Origin of the sequence: Polaribacter sargassicola, from assembly GCF_021991835.1 — a bacterium.
GTDB lineage: Bacteria > Bacteroidota > Bacteroidia > Flavobacteriales > Flavobacteriaceae > Polaribacter > Polaribacter sargassicola.
In genome coordinates this window covers 1-17,868 of sequence record NZ_JAHDAU010000001.1, presented here as the reverse complement: position 1 = coordinate 17,868, position 17,868 = coordinate 1, and the positions used below count along the sequence as shown (strand labels likewise).

Below are 17,868 nucleotides of genomic sequence, written 5' to 3'. Positions count from 1 at the left end.
GTAAAGAAAAATCTAATTTAATTATAATTTTGTAAAACATACTTCATCGCCTTTGCTTTTAACAAACACTCTTCGTATTCTTTTTCTGGATTAGATTTTGCGGTTATTGCGCCACCAACAGAAAAGGAAATGTATTTTTTTTCTTCATTATATAAAATGCTTCTTATAATTACGTTAAAATCAAAGTCGTTTTCTGGAGTAAAATAACCAATTGTACCAGAGTATAAACCTCGTTTTGTTTCTTCCAGATTTTCTATAATTTTCATGGCAGAAACTTTAGGAGCGCCAGTCATGCTTCCCATTGGGTAAGTGCTTTGCAAAATATCCACTGGATGTGTTTTTTTATCAACCAAAGAAGTTACTGTAGAAATTAATTGATGCACTTGTTTAAAAGAATACACTTTACATAATTCTTCTACTTTTACGCTTCCTATTTGTGCAGTTTTAGATAAATCGTTTCTTACTAAATCTACAATCATTACATTTTCTGCGCGTTCTTTTTCATCTCTCATTAAATCATTTGCAATTTTGGCATCGTCAAATTCGCTAATTAATCTTTTTGCGGTTCCTTTTATTGGTTGAGAAATTACTTTTAAACCTTCTTTTTTAATGTATCTTTCTGGCGATGCGCATAAAGCATATTTGTCGCCCATTTTTAAGAAAGAGGCAAAAGGAGGTTCAGAAATTTTATTTAAATCATTGTAAACATTAATAGGATTTATTGTTGAATTTTCCGCATAAAATTCTTGACAATAATTAGCTTCATAAATATCTCCTTGATGAATATGATTTAATATTTTGTTGATTTTAGTGTGATATTCATCTTTATGAACTCTTAATTTTATTTTAATTTCAGAAGTTTCTTTTTGGGTATTAATGTTTTTTTCAAAGTTTTTAATCTCTTTAAAATCATCATCAATCTCATCATCAACCATTCTTAAATACAGAAATTCAACAGAATTGTTATTGATAAAAATTAACTTTTTAGGCTGAAAAAAATACAAATCAGCAAAATCTAAACCATCAAAATTATTAGATGTAAGTTGTTCTACATCATTTTTAACATCATAAGTAATGTAGCCAAAAATATAATCTTTTGTAATGGTTTGGTATTCTTTTAATTTCTTAAAAGCATTGTAATAATCTGTTTTTATAGATGTAAATTCATCTACAGCTAGTGCGCAATTAAAACTACTGTATTTTTGTTTGTAATTGTTAGAATCTAACCAAATTACAGTTTCAAATTGCTGAGACCAAGACAATAAATTTTGTTTAAATTGATTGATATTGTCAATAGAAAAAGTACGAAGTGTTCTTTGCATATAAAAAACAAAATTACAAATCTTATTTGTTAGAAAGAGGTATTTTTAAACTGATTCCTGTTTGTAAATCTGGCGAGTTATTTAAATACAGATCTTCTTTAATATAAAATGTAAAATTATAATTTTTTCTTCCGTAAGTATAAAGCCAACTCCAAGCAGATTGATATTCGTACAGTTTTTCGAAACCGTTTTGCCAGCCAGAATGTATTTCTTTCCAAAGACCAACTAATTGATAATATGTTGCTTCTTCTTTTTTGCTAAAACGAGATTGAATTTGATAATTTACAGCTACAGAATGATAGTTTTTCTTTTTTGTGTATTTGGTGTACTCAAACATTGTTTCTAAACTTCCTAGAAATTTGTTGTTACCAAAACTGACTAAATCGTCTTTTAAATTGATAATGTTTTTTCTTAAAACACTAGACCCGAAAGCACTTCTAATTTCTGATCCATTATTTAAAGACCATTTTTTAACAATGTTTCCAGAAAAACCAAGATCTATAGATGGATTGTATTTAGATGTATTGATGCCTAAATGAGAACCAAAATTGATGAAAACATTTTTCTTTTTAAGGTTGATAAAATCTGGATAATAAAAATGATTCAACTCGATTCCTGCAAAAATAAATTCCCCATTTTTTAAGGTCATTTCATTTCCGTTTCTATCTTTATAATTAACATTCACTTGGTTTAAACCATAATATTTTCTACCAAAAGGATCTTCGCCACCAGCAATATTACTGTGAAACCATTCTAGAAATTCATCACCTGTAAAAATAGAAAAAGGATATTTTCCTTTGGTAACTAAATAGGAGCGAAGTGTAATTGCTAGTTCATTATTTTTATTGATTTTTGTATTGTAATCAATCCTTAAATTTTTAAAAACAGCATCTATAACTATGCTTTCGTAATCGGCAGGTGTTGTTTCTTGATCAACATAAAAATGCCTATCATACCAAATTATATTGCTCATTTCTTTTCTTGTGGCGTTGTCTTTTGGTAGGTACATTTCTACAAAAGGATGAAACGTATTTGCACTTGCGTAAGAAATATTTAATGTTGATTTGTCTGTTGGTCTAACTTTAAAATTCTGATTTATTCTAGAAGAAAACATACCAAAATGATGAATTGGTAATAAGCTAGGTTTGTCTATTCCGTTTTTTAAAGGAATAGAATCTTTCTTTTGTCCGAAAACAAAAATAGGTACAGATATTAATAAAAAAAACAAGTTCTTTTTTATCATTTTGTAAAAGTAGACTAAAGTTTACAAAGAAAAAAAGCAACCTAAACTAGGTTGCTTTTTTTTGTATTTATAGTAAAATTCTAAGTTGATTAGAATTGTTAATTATGCATTTAAAGGTTTACCATCCCAAGCAGCTTTTGCAGCTTCTTTTACTGCTTCTGAATAAGTTGGGTGACCATGGCAAATTCTTGCTAAATCTTCTGCGGATGCTCTGTATTCCATAGCAACTGCAGCTTCCATAATTAAATCGGCAACACGCGCACCAACCATATGAACGCCTAAAATTTCATCGGTATTTTTATCTGCTAAAACTTTTACAAAACCATCAATATCTCCACTTGCACGAGATCTACCTAAAGCTCTCATAGAAAATTTACCAGATTTGTAATCTACTTTTGCATCTTTTAATTCTTGTTCTGTTTTACCAACAGCTGCAACTTCTGGCCAAGTGTACACAATACCTGGTATTAAGTTGTAATCTATATGTGGTTTTTCTCCAGCTAAATATTCTGCAACAACAACACCTTCTTCTTCTGCTTTGTGCGCCAACATTGCTCCTTTAACAACATCACCAATTGCATAAATATTAGAAACATTAGTTTGTAAATGATCGTTTACAGAAACTTGCCCGCGTTCGTTAACTTCTACACCTACTTTTTCTAAGCCTAAACCTTCTGTATACGCTTTTCTACCAACAGCAACTAAACAGTAATCTCCTTTAAAAGTAACTTCTTCTCCTTTTTTGTTGTTTGCTTTTACAATAACTTCATCACCATTTCTTTCAACAGAAGTAACACCAGTACTTACATTAAATTTAATACCTTGTTTCTTTAAAACTTTGGTAAGTTCTTTAGAAACATCAGCATCCATAGTTGGTGTAATTTTAGGAGCATATTCTACTACAGTAACTTCTGCGCCTAAACGTTTGTATACAGACCCTAACTCTAACCCAATAACACCACCACCAATTACAATTAAATGTTTTGGTACTTCTTTTAATTTTAAAGCTTCTGTAGAAGTAATTACACGTTCTTTATCTAAAGAGATAAAAGGTAGTGTAGATGGTTTAGAACCTGTTGCTATAATAATATTAGTTCCCTCAATAATTTCTGATGAACCATCGTTTTTAGAAACTTTAACGTGAGTTGCATCTTCAAAAGAACCAAAACCTTCAAAAACGTCAATGTTGTTTTTGTCCATTAAGTATTTAATTCCGCCTGTTGTAGTTTCTACTACTTTGGCTTTTCTTTCTACCATTTTGCTAAAATCGAACGTTGGTTTTTCTACAGAAATTCCGTGTTCTTCAAAATGATTTACAGCATCGTAATAATGATGAGAAGAGTCTAACAGTGCTTTAGAAGGAATACATCCAACATTTAAACAAGTACCTCCTAAAGTTGAATATTTTTCAATAATTGCTACTTTTTTACCTAATTGAGATGCTCTAACTGCAGAAATGTATCCTCCAGGACCAGATCCAATTACAATAATATCGTATTTCATGATTGCGTTTTTTTGCGTATAATGTAACCTTTCGGTTTGTTTTCTATTGATTTTTGACAAAAATACGGATATTTTCACAGAATAAAGACGGAATTTAGTAGTTTTACTAATTAGAAAATCTTAAAATTTACACAATGAAAATTTTTAAAAAAATAGTACTATTAATACTTATTATTTTGTTGATTTCGCAATTTTTTGGTCCAGAAAAAAATGAAGGAGAGTTGTCTTCTGTAAATTCTTTTTTAGCAGAAACAAATCCGCCAGAAAATGTAAAAAAGATTTTAAAAGAAAGTTGTTACGATTGTCATTCTAACGTAACTGTTTATCCTTGGTATAGTAAAATTACACCTGTAAATTATTGGTTAGATGATCATATAAAAGATGGTAAAAAACATTTAAATTTTTCTGAATGGAGTAATTATTCTTTAAAAAAGAAAGAACACAAAATGGATGAATTGTATGAGGAAGTAGAGGAAGGTAAAATGCCTTTAGATTCTTATACTTGGGTACATACAGAAGCAAATTTATCGGAAGAACAAATAGAAGCTGTGGTTGCTTGGGGTAAAAAAGTACAAGCAGATTATAAGCAACAACTTAATGCTGAATAATTGAACAGCGAACACATTTTAATAATTGGTTATGTTTGGGTAGAACCAAATTCTTCTGCAGCAGGCAGTAGAATGTTGCAATTAATAGAGCTTTTTTTACAAAAGGGATATTTAATAACATTTGCTTCTCCTGCTCAAAAAAGTGAAAAAGCTGCTAGTTTAGCCTCTTTAGGAATTAATGAGGTTGCAATTGAATTAAATAATATTTCTTTTGATGATTTTATAAAAGAATTACAGCCAACAATGGTATTGTTCGATCGTTTTATGATGGAAGAGCAATTTGGTTGGCGTGTGGCAGAAAATTGCCCAAATGCTTTACGAATTCTAGATACAGAAGATTTACATTTTTTAAGAAAAACGCGTCATCAACAATTAAAAAAAGGAGAGAACTTTACTAACGAAGCTTTGTTAAAATCTGATGATGCAAAAAGAGAAATTGCCTCTATTTTACGTTGTGATTTATCATTGATAATTTCTACTTACGAAATGGATTTGCTAAAATCTGTTTTTAAAATTGATGAAAAAATTCTTTCTTATCTGCCATTTTTATTAGATAAAATTGATGAAGATCAAATAGAGATTTTAAAACCTTTTGAAGAAAGAAATCATTTTGTGTTTATTGGTAATTTTTTTCATAAACCTAATGTAGATGCAGTTTTAACTCTAAAAACACAGATTTGGTCAAAAATTAAAAAGCAATTACCTAAGGCAGAACTATATGTTTACGGAGCTTATGCAAATCAGCAAATAAATCAATTACATAATAAAAAAGAAGGTTTTATTATTAAAGGTTTTGCAAGTGATGCTAAAGAGGTTGTAAAAAATGCACGTGTTGTTTTAGCTCCTTTGCGCTTTGGCGCAGGAATAAAAGGTAAGTTAACCGAAGCTATGATTTGCGGAACGCCAAGTATAACTACCAATATTGGTGCAGAAGGAATGCACAATAATTTACCTTGGAATGGTTTTGTAGAAACTGATTTTACTAAATTTTCAGAAAAAGCAATTCAGTTATATTCTGATAAATCTCTTTGGGAAGAATCTCAGAAAAACGGATTTAAAATTATCAATCAGATTTATGATAAAAAGCAAAACGGAGAGGTTTTTATCAATCAGATAAAAGAGATTAAAGGTAATTTATCATATCATAGAAATCAAAATTTTTTAGGAAGTCTGTTGCAACACCAAACTTTACAAGCTACAAAGTTTATGAGTAAATGGATAGAGGAAAAGAACAAACATTAATATTTATAATTTAAATTTACCCTCAATATTCTTTGTCTTAATATTTTATCAAAAATCAAATAAAAAGATATTTTTCAAAAACTATTTTAAAAAAATAATAAACCTCAATTAAAATGAAAAAAACAAGTTACCTTATAATCTTAATCATGATTACTGTAACAATGAGTGTAAATGCTAACAAGATAGCTGTTACAGGTAATATTAATCAATTAGATTCTGGGAAGTTTACTTTAATTGAAAGGTTAAAATCTTTAAAAGATCATATTAAAGGTGATGTAGTTTTAACAAACCCTGATTTTTTAGCAATTAAAACAGAGGTTGAAAAAGATGCTGATTTTTTTAAAACTGATTATGATGTAATGAGTTTGGCTTTTGAAGTTGTTGCACTTTATGAAAATTTAAATGGAGGTTTATTTACCAGAGGAACAACTACTTTTGGTGGTTATAATAGATCGGCAGCAAATAAAAAGTTCGAAAATTTAATTTTAGAAATTATGCAATCTATATTAACTCATTCTTACACTGAGCATAATATAGAATCATATCCAAATTTATTTAAAAACTATTTATTTAAAACTTCTTCATATTTTCCAGGGGCAGTTTCTCCTCCTGAAAATAGTAAAATATCTTATAAAGTAGATGTAAATGCAACTCATTTAAAACAAGCAGGAACACAAGATAATTATTATCTTAAAGATGCTAGAAGGCCTACTGGTTGTTATTTAGCGCCAGGAAGTATTGTTAAAATAAAGGTGCCAAGTAAGTTGGTTGGTGTAGGAGCAAGTATTTTGGTGGGAGCGCATACGTGGGATTTTTCTAAAAAACGAACAGTTAAGAGAATGGATAAAGTTACAAAACTTTATCTTATAGAAGATGGTGTTGTAACTATTGCAAACCCTTTGGGTGGAGGTATATATGTTAATATTCCTTTAGGATTAGATTTGGGTAAAATACAAGTAACTATAGAAAATGCTGTAAAATCTCCTTATTACGCAAATACCTCTATTAAATCAACAACATTAAAAGAATGGCAGAATACAGAGAGAAAATATCCTGCTCCATGGGCAGATTTTGAAACTGAACGTTATATGATGCAAGTGCCTACTTCATGGATTTATGCATGGGACGATCCTTCAAAAACATTACAAGATTGGGATGATGCAATGGATGCAATATCAACAATTCATGGGAGAGCTTTGGTTAGATCAAAAACACCGATGTATCAGCAGGTAGATTTATTGTTTAGAGCTAATGTTTTTGCACCAGGTTATCCAATGGTTAATCATGCATATAATCCATATAACACACATACTTCTGGTAACTTTATTGATCATGTTTTTTTGGCGGGTCCAACATCTTATGTAAATAATATTGATGTTGTTTACCATGAAATGGGACATGGAGAAAGGATTCCTAAATTTAGAGGAGAAATGGAGTCTTATGTAAATCTTTTATGGGTAGCGGTACAAAATAGAGCTTTTAAAATGAACTTAAATGAGGCTCTTGCTAGTTCTAGAAATTATAAATATGGTCACTCTATTGATGAAGCAGCAATAAGTTGGATGATAACAGAAAACTTTAGAAAGGGTATTAAAATGAGTTCAAAAACCGGTAACTCTCAGCATGAATTTGGTTATCAATACAGAGGTCATGCTAAATATGTTGATATTGTTAGATTATTCGATTGGGAGCCTATTATAAATTTTTATCTTTCAGTTTCTGATGATTACGAAACAAAAGGAATTGAATATCCTAGAAACAATGACCCTACAGATAGTAGAATATTAAGAATGTCTATTGCTTCTGGATATGATTTAAGACCTTTAATACATTTTTGGGGAATTCATCCTATTGATGCATCTGTATTAGACGCTTCTATTAAAGATGCCAATCTAACTAAATCTACTGCTATTTATGATGTTTTACAACATTATAAAACCTTAGTGCCAAAAAATAACGAAAAATTTAAAGCTTTTGCTTTAAGTGATTTTACTCTTGCTGAAATAAAAAAAGCATCTTACAAAAAAGTACCAAAATCATACGGACCTGCTTTTTTTAAGGCTTGGTGGGATATATATGACTCTGAAGATGCAAATGAAGCAATCCGTTTTATAGATTCTCTTATTAATTTATATTTTCCTGATGGAAGACCAGAAGATAAAAGTATTTCTTGCAGTAATGTAATTGGTAAAGATGTAGATGCAAAATGGTCTGTTAAAGGAGATGAGGAATTTATTATACTAGATTTAGGAGAGTTGTATGATGTATGTAAGATGGAAATAGAATTTTATAAAAACTTAAATTTAGATTATTCTTTTGATGTGCAAGTTTCTAGAGATAATATTACATACGCACCTGTTTTTAATAAAATTACAAAAACAAAAACTAATAGTTTTAATTTATCTAGAAAAGCACGTTATATTAAAATTGTTGGATACGGAAACTCTACGGCAGAATTTAAATCGATAGAAAAAATTCTATTATACGGAGAGTTAGTAAGCATTAAACGAAATCTATGATAGACTCAGGAACAGGATTAACAATATTAGGAAGTGCTATTGGAGGAGCCAAGGTTTTAGAAAAAATTTTAGGTCCGACAGCAGATTATGTTGGAAATCAAATTAAAGAATGGACAGAAAAAAAAGTAAATAATACATCTAATATTTTTCACAATGCAGAAAAGAAATTAGGAACAGAAATTGATAAACCAGGTAGGGTTCCGCCAAAAGTCCTTAAAGGTATTCTTGAAGAGGGGTCTTGGTGTGAAGAAGAGTTGCAAGTTGAGTATTTTGGTGGAGTTCTAGCTTCTTCTAGAAGTGGAATATCTAGAGATGATAGAGGGGCGTATTTTGTTTCTCTAGTAACACGTTTGTCGGCTTATCAATTAAGAACACATTATCTAATTTATACAGCAATTAAAAATCATTTTGATGGTCAAGATTTAAACATTGGAGAGAGTGTAGATCGGAGAAAAATGGAGATTTTTATTCCCTACTCGGTCTATTTGAAAGGAATGGATTTTACAAATGAGGAAATTGGAAATTTTCATACACTAATGACTCATTCTATTTGGGGTTTAAATAAGGAAGAGCTAGTCGAAAACTTTTCATATGGTCCGAGTGAATATCTGAAAAAAAAATTTAGTGGCGCAGAGGAATCTGGAATAATAATTCAACCCTCTAATTTAGGGGTTGAATTATTTATGTGGGCTTTTGGTTATGGACAAAAAAGTAATAAGAAATTCTTTGCAACTACAACAGAATTTAAGACTGACAAAAAAATTATAATTGAGAAAACAATGAAAACCAAATAACGCTTGCTAACATCATATATAATTTGTTGCAAGCAGCCTACTTACAAAAAGTATAGCGGATTTTCTTGCTTCTTGTTTTATTTACATCAGAGTTATACCAGCGTTAATATATGGTTCTAGTATTGGGTCATTTGTGTCTAAATCTGTAATAGCGATATCAATTTCTTTTAAACTACAAACATCATAATTAAGTCTAAGATTCAATTTATTTGAAGTAGATAAATAAACATTTTTTTCAGAAGAGCTAATCATTTGTCTTTTAACCAACGCAACCTCATAGCTTTCTCCTGTAATACCTTGTTCTAAGCTAAAACCACTTACTCCTATAAAACAAAGATTAGCAGAAATGTTTGCTAAAAACTGAATTACATCTATACCTGTAGTAACCATGGCGTTTCTTTGTATTTTACCTCCAATAAAAATGGTTTCTATAGTTGGGTGTTCTGCAAGTTGCATTGCAATAGGTAAACTGTATGTGTAAATAGTTGCTTTTAAGTTTTTTGGAAATAATTTTGCTAGCATTAGGTTGGTAGTACCACCGCTCATAATTATTACCATTCCGTCTTTTACTAAAGTAATCGCTTTTCTGGCTATAGCAACTTTTTCCTCTCTTTTATAGATTACATCTTCATTATAATGATAAAGTTTTTGCATTGTAGATATTGCGCCACCGTGTATTTTGGTTAGCAAACCTTTTTTGTCTAATTCTTTTATATCTCTTCTAATTGTGTCTTCAGAAACATTAAGTTTTTCAGCTAAAAAACTAGAGCTAACTTGTCTGTTAATACTTACCTCATCTACAACTTTTTGTAATCTATCTTTTTTTCTCATTTAAGTTCATTTTTTCAAAAATAAGATTTTATTAAGGATTTATGCAAATAACTTTTTAGTTAAGAATGATATATTGCGGTTTTTGTTGTGTTTTTTTTAATAAAAACGCAAATTTTTGTTTTAATTTTTTTATTTTCTTTTAGTTTTTAAGTGATAAATAATGGATTTGTGAAAATTTTTAATAAAATATTTTTATGTTTTTGCATTTTTTGTGCTCTTTATATGGTTTAAAAATGCAATTAATTGTCAATTATTTGCATGTTTATGAATTTTATACTACATTTACCATGGCTTATATTAAGTTAGATTTATATTACACTATTGTTAATGCAACGTAGTTATAATTTCTACTTGTTATAAATTAAATGTTTAAGTGATGTGTTTACAAAGTTTAATAATGAGTGTTCAAATTATATGTAATTAAATAACAATTAAATCCCCCAGCAGTATGTTTGTGTATTGTTTTTGGTTGTTTTTTTAATTTGAGTTTTTGATAGGAAGTGACAGGAGTAGTCCGTTTCACTTCCTATCTTTAATTAATGACCTTCGTAAAAAAAATACTTGCAAAAATTAAGTGTTTAAAAAATGAATTCAACAATAATTCTATTAATTATAGCTTCTTATTTTGGAGTATTAATGTTAATTTCTCATTTTGTTTCAAAAAATACAAGTGATGATTCTTTTTATACAGGAGATAGAAAATCTCCTTGGCAAGTTGTTGCCTTTGGTATGATTGGAGCTGTAATGTCTGGTGTTACATTTGTGTCTATACCAGGTATGGTTAGCAATAATTACTTTTATTATTTGCAGTTTGTTTTTGGTAATGTTGTAGGTTATGTTTTTATAACTTTTGTTTTAATACCTATTTATTATAATTTAAAATTAGTGTCAATTTATAGTTATTTAGAAACAAGATTTGGCTCTATAACATACAAAACAGGTTCTTTATTCTTTTTAATATCTCAGTCTTTTGGTGCGGCTTTAAGATTATTACTTGCAGCAAAGATTTTACAATATGCCGTTTTTGATGCATTTAATATCCCTTTTTACTTAACCGTAATTATAATATTGATTTTAATATGGTTGTACACAAACAAATCTGGAATTAAAACAATTGTTTGGACGGATACTTTGCAAACCACTTTTTTATTGATGGCCGCAATTGTATCAATATTTGTAATAAAAAACTCTTTAGATTTAAGTTTTTCAGAAACACTAACATCAGTAACAGAACATAAGTATTTTAAGGTTTTTAATTGGGATTTTAATTCAGGAAGTAATTTTTTTAAACAATTTATTTCAGGAGTTTTAATTGCAGTTGCTATGGTTGGTTTAGATCAAAACATGATGCAAAAAACATTAACTTGTAAAAACAAAAAAGAAGCTCAGCGTAATATTTTAACATTCAGTTTATTTTTGGCTTTAGCTCAATTTCTTTTTTTAGGTTTAGGAGTAATGTTATATCTGTATGCAGAAAAATTTGGAATACAATTAGAAATAGAAAATGGTAAGTTTATAAATACAGATAATTTATTTCCAATGTTATCTCTAAATAATTTTGGAATAGTAGCTGCAATAAGTTTTATTTTAGGAATTACTGCTGCTTCATTTTCTAGTGTAGATTCATCTTTAACAGCATTAACAACATCGTTTACACATGATTTTTTAGACATTAATCATAAGAATTCAAAAGAAAAAAAACGACTTAAAAACTATGTTTTGCTAGGGTTTTCTTTGGTAATATTTATTATTATAATGCTGTTTTCTGCAAGTAAAGGAGATGTAATAACAACAATTTTTAAAGTAGCAGGTTATACTTATGGCCCTTTGTTGGGGCTGTATATGCTAGGTATTTTTACAGAAATAAAAATAAAAGACACAGTTGTACCTTACATATGTGTTTTAATGCCATTATTAACCTATTATATAAATTATATAGTAAAAGACAAGTTTTCATTTGATTTAGGTTTTATGAATATTTTACTTAATGCTTGTCTAACAATAGTGTGTTTAATCTTTATACGAAAAAAGAATGATTAACAAATTAATAACAGAGCAATCGTCTGATTACAACAACTTAGAGCAAATGAGTACTACTGAGTTGCTTACAAATATGAATAATGAGGATAAAACAGTTCCTTTAGCAATAGAAAAAGTCATACCTTCTATAAATAAATTGGTAGATGTTATTCATGAAAAAATGAGTAACGGTGGACGTCTTTTTTATATTGGAGCAGGAACAAGTGGGCGTTTAGGTGTGCTTGATGCTTCTGAGTGTCCGCCAACTTATGGAGTTTCTGATGATTGGATTATCGGAATTATTGCAGGAGGAGATATCGCTCTTAGAAAAGCAGTAGAAAATGCAGAAGATGATGCCGATTTAGCTTGGCAAAATTTACAAGAATATGCTATTTCAGATAAAGATGTTTTATTGGGTATTGCAGCTTCTGGTACAACACCTTATGTAATAGGTGGTTTACAAAAAGCCAAAGAACAAAATATAATTACAGGTTGCATAACTTGTAACCAAAATTCTCCACTTGCTTTAGAGGCAGATTACCCAATAGAATTAGTAGTTGGGCCAGAGTTTGTTACTGGTAGTACAAGAATGAAAGCTGGTACTGCGCAAAAGTTAGCATTAAACATGATTTCTACAACTGTAATGATAAAGTTGGGTAGAGTAAAAGGGAATAAAATGGTAGATATGAAACTTTCTAATAAAAAGCTAGTATCTAGAGGTGTAAAAATGATAATGGACGAACTTACTGTAGAAGAATCTTTTGCAAAGAGGCTGTTAAAAAAACACAAAAGTGTAAGAAAATCTTTAGAAGCCTATAAGAAAGAAATAAAAGAGTTAAACCTGTAAAATGGAAATACAAGGAAGGCTAAAAGCATTAGATGTTCTTAGAGGAATTACAATTGCTGCTATGATTTTGGTGAACACACCAGGTAGTTGGTCTTATGTTTATTGGCCTTTATTGCATGCTAAATGGCATGGTTTTACACCAACAGATGCAGTTTTTCCTTTTTTCTTATTTATTGTAGGTGTTTCTATTCATTTTTCTTTTAAAAAAAATAAAGAAAAAGAAAATCAAAAAGTATTAATAAAGATTGTTAAAAGAACGGTAGTTATTTTCTCTTTAGGATTTTTTTTAAACCTTTTTCCAAAATTTAATTTCGAAACTGTTCGGTATTTTGGTGTATTGCAAAGAATAGCAATAGCTTATGGTATTGGTGCTGTTTTGTGTCTTTTTTTTGATAAAAGAAAACTGATTTACAGTACATTATTTATTTTAATTGCCTATTGGGGAATTTTGTATTTTACTGTTTCAGATAACCCTTTTGCACCTAAAACAAACATAGTAGGTAAAATAGATTTGTATTTATTTGGCGCAAATCATGTTTGGAAAGGTCTAGGTTTTCCTTTTGATCCAGAAGGATTATTATCAACAATACCATCAATAGCAACAGTGTTAATTGGCTTTTTAACAGGCGGTTTTTTAAGTAAACCAATAGAAAACGGTATCAAAATAAAGACACTTTTAAGTTATGGAGTGGGTCTTGTTGCATTAGGTTTTATTTGGGGATTTGTATTTCCTATAAATAAATCTCTTTGGACAAGTACTTTTGTTTGTTATGCCGCAGGTTGGGCAATGTTAATGTTGGCCTTTTTAATATGGATTATAGATGTTAAAAAATATACTAAATGGTCTCAACCATTTATCCATTTTGGTACAAATCCGTTATTTATTTTTGTTTTTTCTGGTTTGTATGTAAAAACAATGATTTATTTGGTGAAAATCACAAATTCAGAAGGAGAAATAACAAGTGGATTAAAATACATCTATCAAAATATATTTGTTCCAATTGCAGGTAATATGAATGGTTCTTTGTTATTTGCAATTGCCCATATTCTCTTTTTTTGGAGTTTGGTTTATGTGCTATTTAGAAATAAAATATTTATAAAAATTTAATTTTTTAAAAATGAAAAAAATAACATCAGTAATAGTTATTCTGCTTACAATTTTAATTAGTTGTAATAAAAAAGAGATGCCAAAAAAGACATCAGAAAATACTGATCAAAAAAAATGGGTAGATAGTATTTATAATAGCATGACACTTAAAGAAAAAGTAGGTCAGTTATTTATGATTGCTGCGTACTCAAATAAAGATAAAAAACATACAGATTCTATTCAGAAAATAATAAAAGAATATGGTGTTGGCGGATTGGTGTTTTTTCAAGGAGGTCCTGTAAGGCAAGCAAAACAAACAAATTTATATCAATCTGTATCTAAAGTACCTTTATTTATTGCAATGGATGCAGAATGGGGCTTAAATATGCGATTAGATAGTACTACTAGATTTCCTTATAATATGACGCTTGGTGCTTTATCAAATAATAGTTTGGTAAAAAAAGTAGGAGAAAAAATAGGCGAACACAGTAATCGTTTAGGAGTTCATATCAATTTTGCACCTGTTGTAGATATCAACACAAATTCTAAAAATCCAATTATAGGTGTGCGTTCTTTTGCAGAAGATAAATACAATGTAGCAGCTAAAGCATTGGCTTTTACAGAAGGTATGCAAAGTAAAAATGTGTTGGCAAGTGCAAAACATTTTCCTGGTCATGGAGACACTGATAAAGACTCTCATAAAACACTGCCAACAGTTTCTCTTTCAAAAGAAAGAATAGATTCGGTAGAAATGTATCCATACAAGCAATTGTTTAAAAATAATATGGCAGGTGTAATGGTAGCGCATTTAAATGTACCAAGTTTAGAGAAAGAAGAAGGTGTGCCGTCATCTCTATCAAATCATATTGTTACAGATGTTTTAAAAGGGCAATTGGGTTTTAAAGGGCTTGTTTTTACAGATGCTTTAAACATGAAAGGAGCTGCTAATTATAAAGAAAAAGGAGAAATAGATTTGGTTGCTTTTAAGGCTGGAAATGATATTTTATTGATGGGCGAAAATGTTTCTAAAGGGATTAATAAAATTATAGAGGCTTTTAATAAAAAAGAAATAACAGAAGAACGTTTAGCACATTCAGTAAAAAAGATTCTTGCAGCAAAATTTAAAGTTCATTTAAATAATTATAAACCAATAGAAATATCAAATCTTATTAACGATTTAAATGATAATGAAAGTAAATCTTTAAATGAAGAGGTTTTTACCAATGCGATTACTGCATTAAAAAATGAAAATGATTTTCTTCCAATTAAAAATGAAGAAGACAAAAAAATAGCAATTGTAACTTTGGGTGATGGAGATTCATCGTCTTTTTTAAAAACATTAAAATCAGAGATAAAAGTTGATGAGTTTTCTAACTTAAAAGAAGTTCATAAACTTAACAATTATGATAAAATTATCATTAGTTATCATCGTTTAAATAGTAGAATCACTGCTAAAATTTCTACGGATGATAAAATAAAAATAGAAGAAATAGCAAAAAATAATAAAGTTGTTTTAGATGTCTTTGCAAGTCAATATACTCTAGAAAATTTATCATTTAAAAATATTGAAGCCGTTATTATCTCTTATGAAAACTCAGAAATAGCTCAAAAAATTTCTGCCGAAATTATTACAGGTAATAAAAACTCTAAAGGAAAACTATCAGCTTCTATTAACGATGAATTTAAGTCTGGTTCTGGAATTGAAATATTAAAATAATAAGGTTAAAAAAATCCTCATGAAAAAAAGTATAATACTATTATTTTCTATCGTTTTAATTTGTTGTAGTTCTAAAAAAAATAAAGAGAACTTAGTAAATCCTAACTTGTTAGAAAATAAAACTGAACCCAAAATTATTGTAGCAGCTAATCAAACAGAAAAATATTTACCAATGCTAAAAGGTAAAAATGTTGGTGTTGTTGCAAACCAAACAAGTGTTATTTTTAAAGAAAAAGAGAATGTTCATTTAGTAGATTCTTTGTTGAGTTTAAATATAAATGTTACCAAAGTTTTTGCACCAGAACATGGTTTTAGAGGAAAAGCAGATGCAGGAGAACATATTGCAGATGGTATAGATAAAACAACAGGTTTGCCAATTATTTCGTTATATGGTAGCAATAGAAAGCCGTCTCATAATCATTTAAAAGGAATAGATGTAATGCTGTTCGATATTCAGGATGTTGGTGTACGTTTTTATACATATATTTCTACACTTCATTATGTGATGGAAGTTTGTGCAGAATTAAATATTCCGTTAATTGTTTTAGATAGACCAAATCCTAATGGACATTATGTTGATGGACCAATATTAGAAGAAGAAGTAAAAAGCTTTGTTGGTATGCATCCTGTACCAATTGTGTATGGAATGACAATTGGCGAATATGGTAAAATGATTAACGGAGAAAATTGGTTAGAAAATAATCTTAAATGTAATTTAACTGTTATTCCGTTAAAAAACTATACATATCAATCAGAATATGATTTACCTATAATACCATCGCCTAATTTACCGAACTCAAACTCAATTAATTTATATCCTAGTTTGTGTTTTTTTGAAGGAACTAATGTAAGTGCGGGTAGGGGAACAGAAACACAGTTTCAAATCTTTGGATCTCCTTTTATATCTAACAAATCATTCGATTTTAGTTTTACTCCTCAGCCTAATTTTGGTGCAAAACATCCAAAACATCAAGGTAAAATATGTTTTGGTAGAGATTTAAGAAATAACGAAAAATTGAGTGGTTTAAATTTAAATTGGTTAATAGAAGCTTATAGTTATACAGATAATAAAGCAACATTTTTTAATAACTTTTTTCCAAAATTGGCAGGAACAAAGCAATTACAAAATCAAATAGAACAAGGTTTGTCTTCTAAAGAAATAAAGGAAACTTGGCAAGAAGGATTGAGCAATTTTAAGAAAGTTAGAAGTAAATATACAATGTATTAATTAGTTCTTTTTATTGAAATAAATAATCTAAAACAACACTAAAAATTAATTTTTTATAAAAAATAAATAAGATGTTAAAGAGTAGTATTGATAAAGCCACAGGTTTTGAAAAAAGGTTTGAAAACATAGGTACTGTAGTATATGCAGATTCTACTTCTGCATCAAAATCTATAGCAGAAGAAATTGCAAGTTTAATAAAAGTAAAACAGTCTCAAAGACAGCCGTGTATTTTAGGATTGGCTACAGGTTCATCACCAAAAGGCTTGTATGCAGAATTAGTGCGTTTGCACAAAGAAGAAGGTTTAAGTTTTAAGAATGTAATTTCTTTTAATTTAGATGAATACTATCCAATGGAGCCAGATTCTGTAAATAGTTACGTTCGTTTTATGCAAGAACAATTGTTTAATCATGTAGATATTTTACCAGAAAACTGTTTTGTGCCAGACGGTACCTTACCAAAAGATAAGATTAGAGAATATTGTAGCGATTACGAAGCAAAAATAGAAGCTTTAGGAGGTATCGATTTACAGATTTTAGGAATTGGAGGAAACGGACATATTGGTTTTAATGAATCTGGATCATTACAAAATTCAAAAACAAGATTAGTAGCTTTAGATCATATTACAAGAGTTGCCGCAAGTGGAGATTTTTCTGGTTTAGAAAATACGCCAAGAACAGCAATAACATTAGGAGTAAAGAAAATAATGGAAGCCAAGAGAGTCATTTTAATGGCTTGGGGAGAAAGCAAATCTAATATTATAAAAGCCTCTGTAGAAGATACAGTTACAAGTCATGTACCCGCTTCTTATTTACAAGAACATGATAATGCAACGTTTGTTTTAGATCAAGCGGCAGCTTCTAAATTAACAAGAATCAATACGCCTTGGTTGGTAGAAAAAATTGTTTGG

At 29.2% G+C, this 17,868-nt stretch carries 14 protein-coding genes; 10 read left to right on the top strand and 4 right to left on the bottom strand.

What is annotated here, in order from left to right; all coding sequences use genetic code 11:
- Window positions 1-17 precede the first annotated feature (17 nt).
- The 3 genes from KI686_RS00070 to lpdA all read right to left on the bottom strand — a co-directional run bounded on the left by KI686_RS00070 (window position 18) and on the right by lpdA (window position 4,068).
- Window positions 18-1,322 (bottom strand): anthranilate synthase component I family protein, encoded by a 1,305-nt coding sequence (locus tag KI686_RS00070; protein ID WP_237587184.1) that lies wholly within the window; start codon window positions 1,320-1,322, stop codon window positions 18-20.
- A 22-nt stretch (window positions 1,323-1,344) separates the two neighbouring features.
- The gene (locus KI686_RS00065; protein ID WP_237587183.1) at window positions 1,345-2,565 is read right to left on the bottom strand and encodes a hypothetical protein; all 1,221 of its coding nucleotides are present in this window, start codon (window positions 2,563-2,565) and stop codon (window positions 1,345-1,347) included.
- Window positions 2,566-2,667: 102 nt separating this feature from the next.
- The gene (lpdA, locus tag KI686_RS00060; protein WP_237587182.1) at window positions 2,668-4,068 is read right to left on the bottom strand and encodes a dihydrolipoyl dehydrogenase; all 1,401 of its coding nucleotides are present in this window, start codon (window positions 4,066-4,068) and stop codon (window positions 2,668-2,670) included.
- 134 nt (window positions 4,069-4,202) lie between these two features.
- Here lpdA and KI686_RS00055 point away from each other — a divergent pair, with 134 nt between their 5' ends.
- The 4 genes from KI686_RS00055 to KI686_RS00040 all read left to right on the top strand — a co-directional run bounded on the left by KI686_RS00055 (window position 4,203) and on the right by KI686_RS00040 (window position 9,231).
- Window positions 4,203-4,676, top strand: coding sequence for a heme-binding domain-containing protein (locus KI686_RS00055; protein ID WP_237587181.1), 474 nt, complete (start codon window positions 4,203-4,205; stop codon window positions 4,674-4,676).
- Complete coding sequence (locus tag KI686_RS00050) at window positions 4,677-5,918, top strand: glycosyltransferase family 4 protein (protein WP_237587179.1); 1,242 nt, start codon at window positions 4,677-4,679, stop codon at window positions 5,916-5,918.
- Between the two features lie 113 nt (window positions 5,919-6,031).
- Window positions 6,032-8,437: a M60 family peptidase N-terminal accessory domain-containing protein gene (locus tag KI686_RS00045; protein ID WP_237587178.1), complete on the top strand. Its 2,406-nt coding sequence runs from the start codon at window positions 6,032-6,034 to the stop codon at window positions 8,435-8,437.
- The gene (locus KI686_RS00040; RefSeq protein ID WP_237587177.1) at window positions 8,434-9,231 is read left to right on the top strand and encodes a hypothetical protein; all 798 of its coding nucleotides are present in this window, start codon (window positions 8,434-8,436) and stop codon (window positions 9,229-9,231) included. Before KI686_RS00045 ends, KI686_RS00040 begins: the two co-directional genes overlap by 4 nt.
- A gap of 81 nt (window positions 9,232-9,312) precedes the next feature.
- Here KI686_RS00040 and KI686_RS00035 read toward each other — a convergent pair whose 3' ends face one another.
- Window positions 9,313-10,062 (bottom strand): DeoR/GlpR family DNA-binding transcription regulator, encoded by a 750-nt coding sequence (locus KI686_RS00035; protein WP_237587176.1) that lies wholly within the window; start codon window positions 10,060-10,062, stop codon window positions 9,313-9,315.
- A 585-nt stretch (window positions 10,063-10,647) separates the two neighbouring features.
- Between KI686_RS00035 and KI686_RS00030 the strand changes: the two genes are divergently transcribed.
- The 6 genes from KI686_RS00030 to nagB form a co-directional block, all read left to right on the top strand.
- Window positions 10,648-12,102, top strand: a complete 1,455-nt coding sequence (locus tag KI686_RS00030) for a sodium:solute symporter (protein WP_237587175.1) — start codon at window positions 10,648-10,650, stop codon at window positions 12,100-12,102.
- Window positions 12,095-12,928 carry an N-acetylmuramic acid 6-phosphate etherase gene (murQ, locus tag KI686_RS00025; protein WP_237587174.1) on the top strand — a complete coding sequence of 278 codons (834 nt, stop codon included), beginning with the start codon at window positions 12,095-12,097 and terminating at the stop codon, window positions 12,926-12,928. The genes KI686_RS00030 and murQ overlap by 8 nt, the downstream gene beginning before the upstream one ends.
- A 1-nt stretch (window position 12,929) precedes the next feature.
- On the top strand, window positions 12,930-14,036 hold the full coding sequence (locus KI686_RS00020) for an acyltransferase family protein (protein ID WP_237587173.1): 1,107 nt from the start codon (window positions 12,930-12,932) through the stop codon (window positions 14,034-14,036).
- Window positions 14,037-14,046: 10 nt separating this feature from the next.
- Window positions 14,047-15,732: a glycoside hydrolase family 3 protein gene (locus tag KI686_RS00015; protein ID WP_237587172.1), complete on the top strand. Its 1,686-nt coding sequence runs from the start codon at window positions 14,047-14,049 to the stop codon at window positions 15,730-15,732.
- Between the two features lie 19 nt (window positions 15,733-15,751).
- A complete protein-coding gene (locus tag KI686_RS00010; protein WP_237587171.1) occupies window positions 15,752-16,960 on the top strand; it encodes an exo-beta-N-acetylmuramidase NamZ family protein in 1,209 nt (402 codons plus the stop codon).
- A 71-nt stretch (window positions 16,961-17,031) separates the two neighbouring features.
- On the top strand, window positions 17,032-17,868 hold an 837-nt coding region (nagB, locus tag KI686_RS00005), incomplete at its 3' end, for a glucosamine-6-phosphate deaminase (protein WP_237587170.1).

Excerpts from the sequence above, each read along its gene's own strand:
- KI686_RS00070 (WP_237587184.1), bottom strand. The coding sequence starts at position 1,322 with ATGCAAAGAACACTTCGTACTTTTTCTATTGACAATATCAATCAATTT.
- KI686_RS00065 (WP_237587183.1), bottom strand. The coding sequence starts at position 2,565 with ATGATAAAAAAGAACTTGTTTTTTTTATTAATATCTGTACCTATTTTT.
- lpdA (WP_237587182.1), bottom strand. The coding sequence starts at position 4,068 with ATGAAATACGATATTATTGTAATTGGATCTGGTCCTGGAGGATACATT.
- KI686_RS00055 (WP_237587181.1), top strand. The coding sequence starts at position 4,203 with ATGAAAATTTTTAAAAAAATAGTACTATTAATACTTATTATTTTGTTG.
- KI686_RS00045 (WP_237587178.1), top strand. The coding sequence starts at position 6,032 with ATGAAAAAAACAAGTTACCTTATAATCTTAATCATGATTACTGTAACA.
- KI686_RS00040 (WP_237587177.1), top strand. The coding sequence starts at position 8,434 with ATGATAGACTCAGGAACAGGATTAACAATATTAGGAAGTGCTATTGGA.
- KI686_RS00035 (WP_237587176.1), bottom strand. The coding sequence starts at position 10,062 with ATGAGAAAAAAAGATAGATTACAAAAAGTTGTAGATGAGGTAAGTATT.
- KI686_RS00030 (WP_237587175.1), top strand. The coding sequence starts at position 10,648 with ATGAATTCAACAATAATTCTATTAATTATAGCTTCTTATTTTGGAGTA.
- murQ (WP_237587174.1), top strand. The coding sequence starts at position 12,095 with ATGATTAACAAATTAATAACAGAGCAATCGTCTGATTACAACAACTTA.
- KI686_RS00020 (WP_237587173.1), top strand. The coding sequence starts at position 12,930 with ATGGAAATACAAGGAAGGCTAAAAGCATTAGATGTTCTTAGAGGAATT.
- KI686_RS00015 (WP_237587172.1), top strand. The coding sequence starts at position 14,047 with ATGAAAAAAATAACATCAGTAATAGTTATTCTGCTTACAATTTTAATT.
- KI686_RS00010 (WP_237587171.1), top strand. The coding sequence starts at position 15,752 with ATGAAAAAAAGTATAATACTATTATTTTCTATCGTTTTAATTTGTTGT.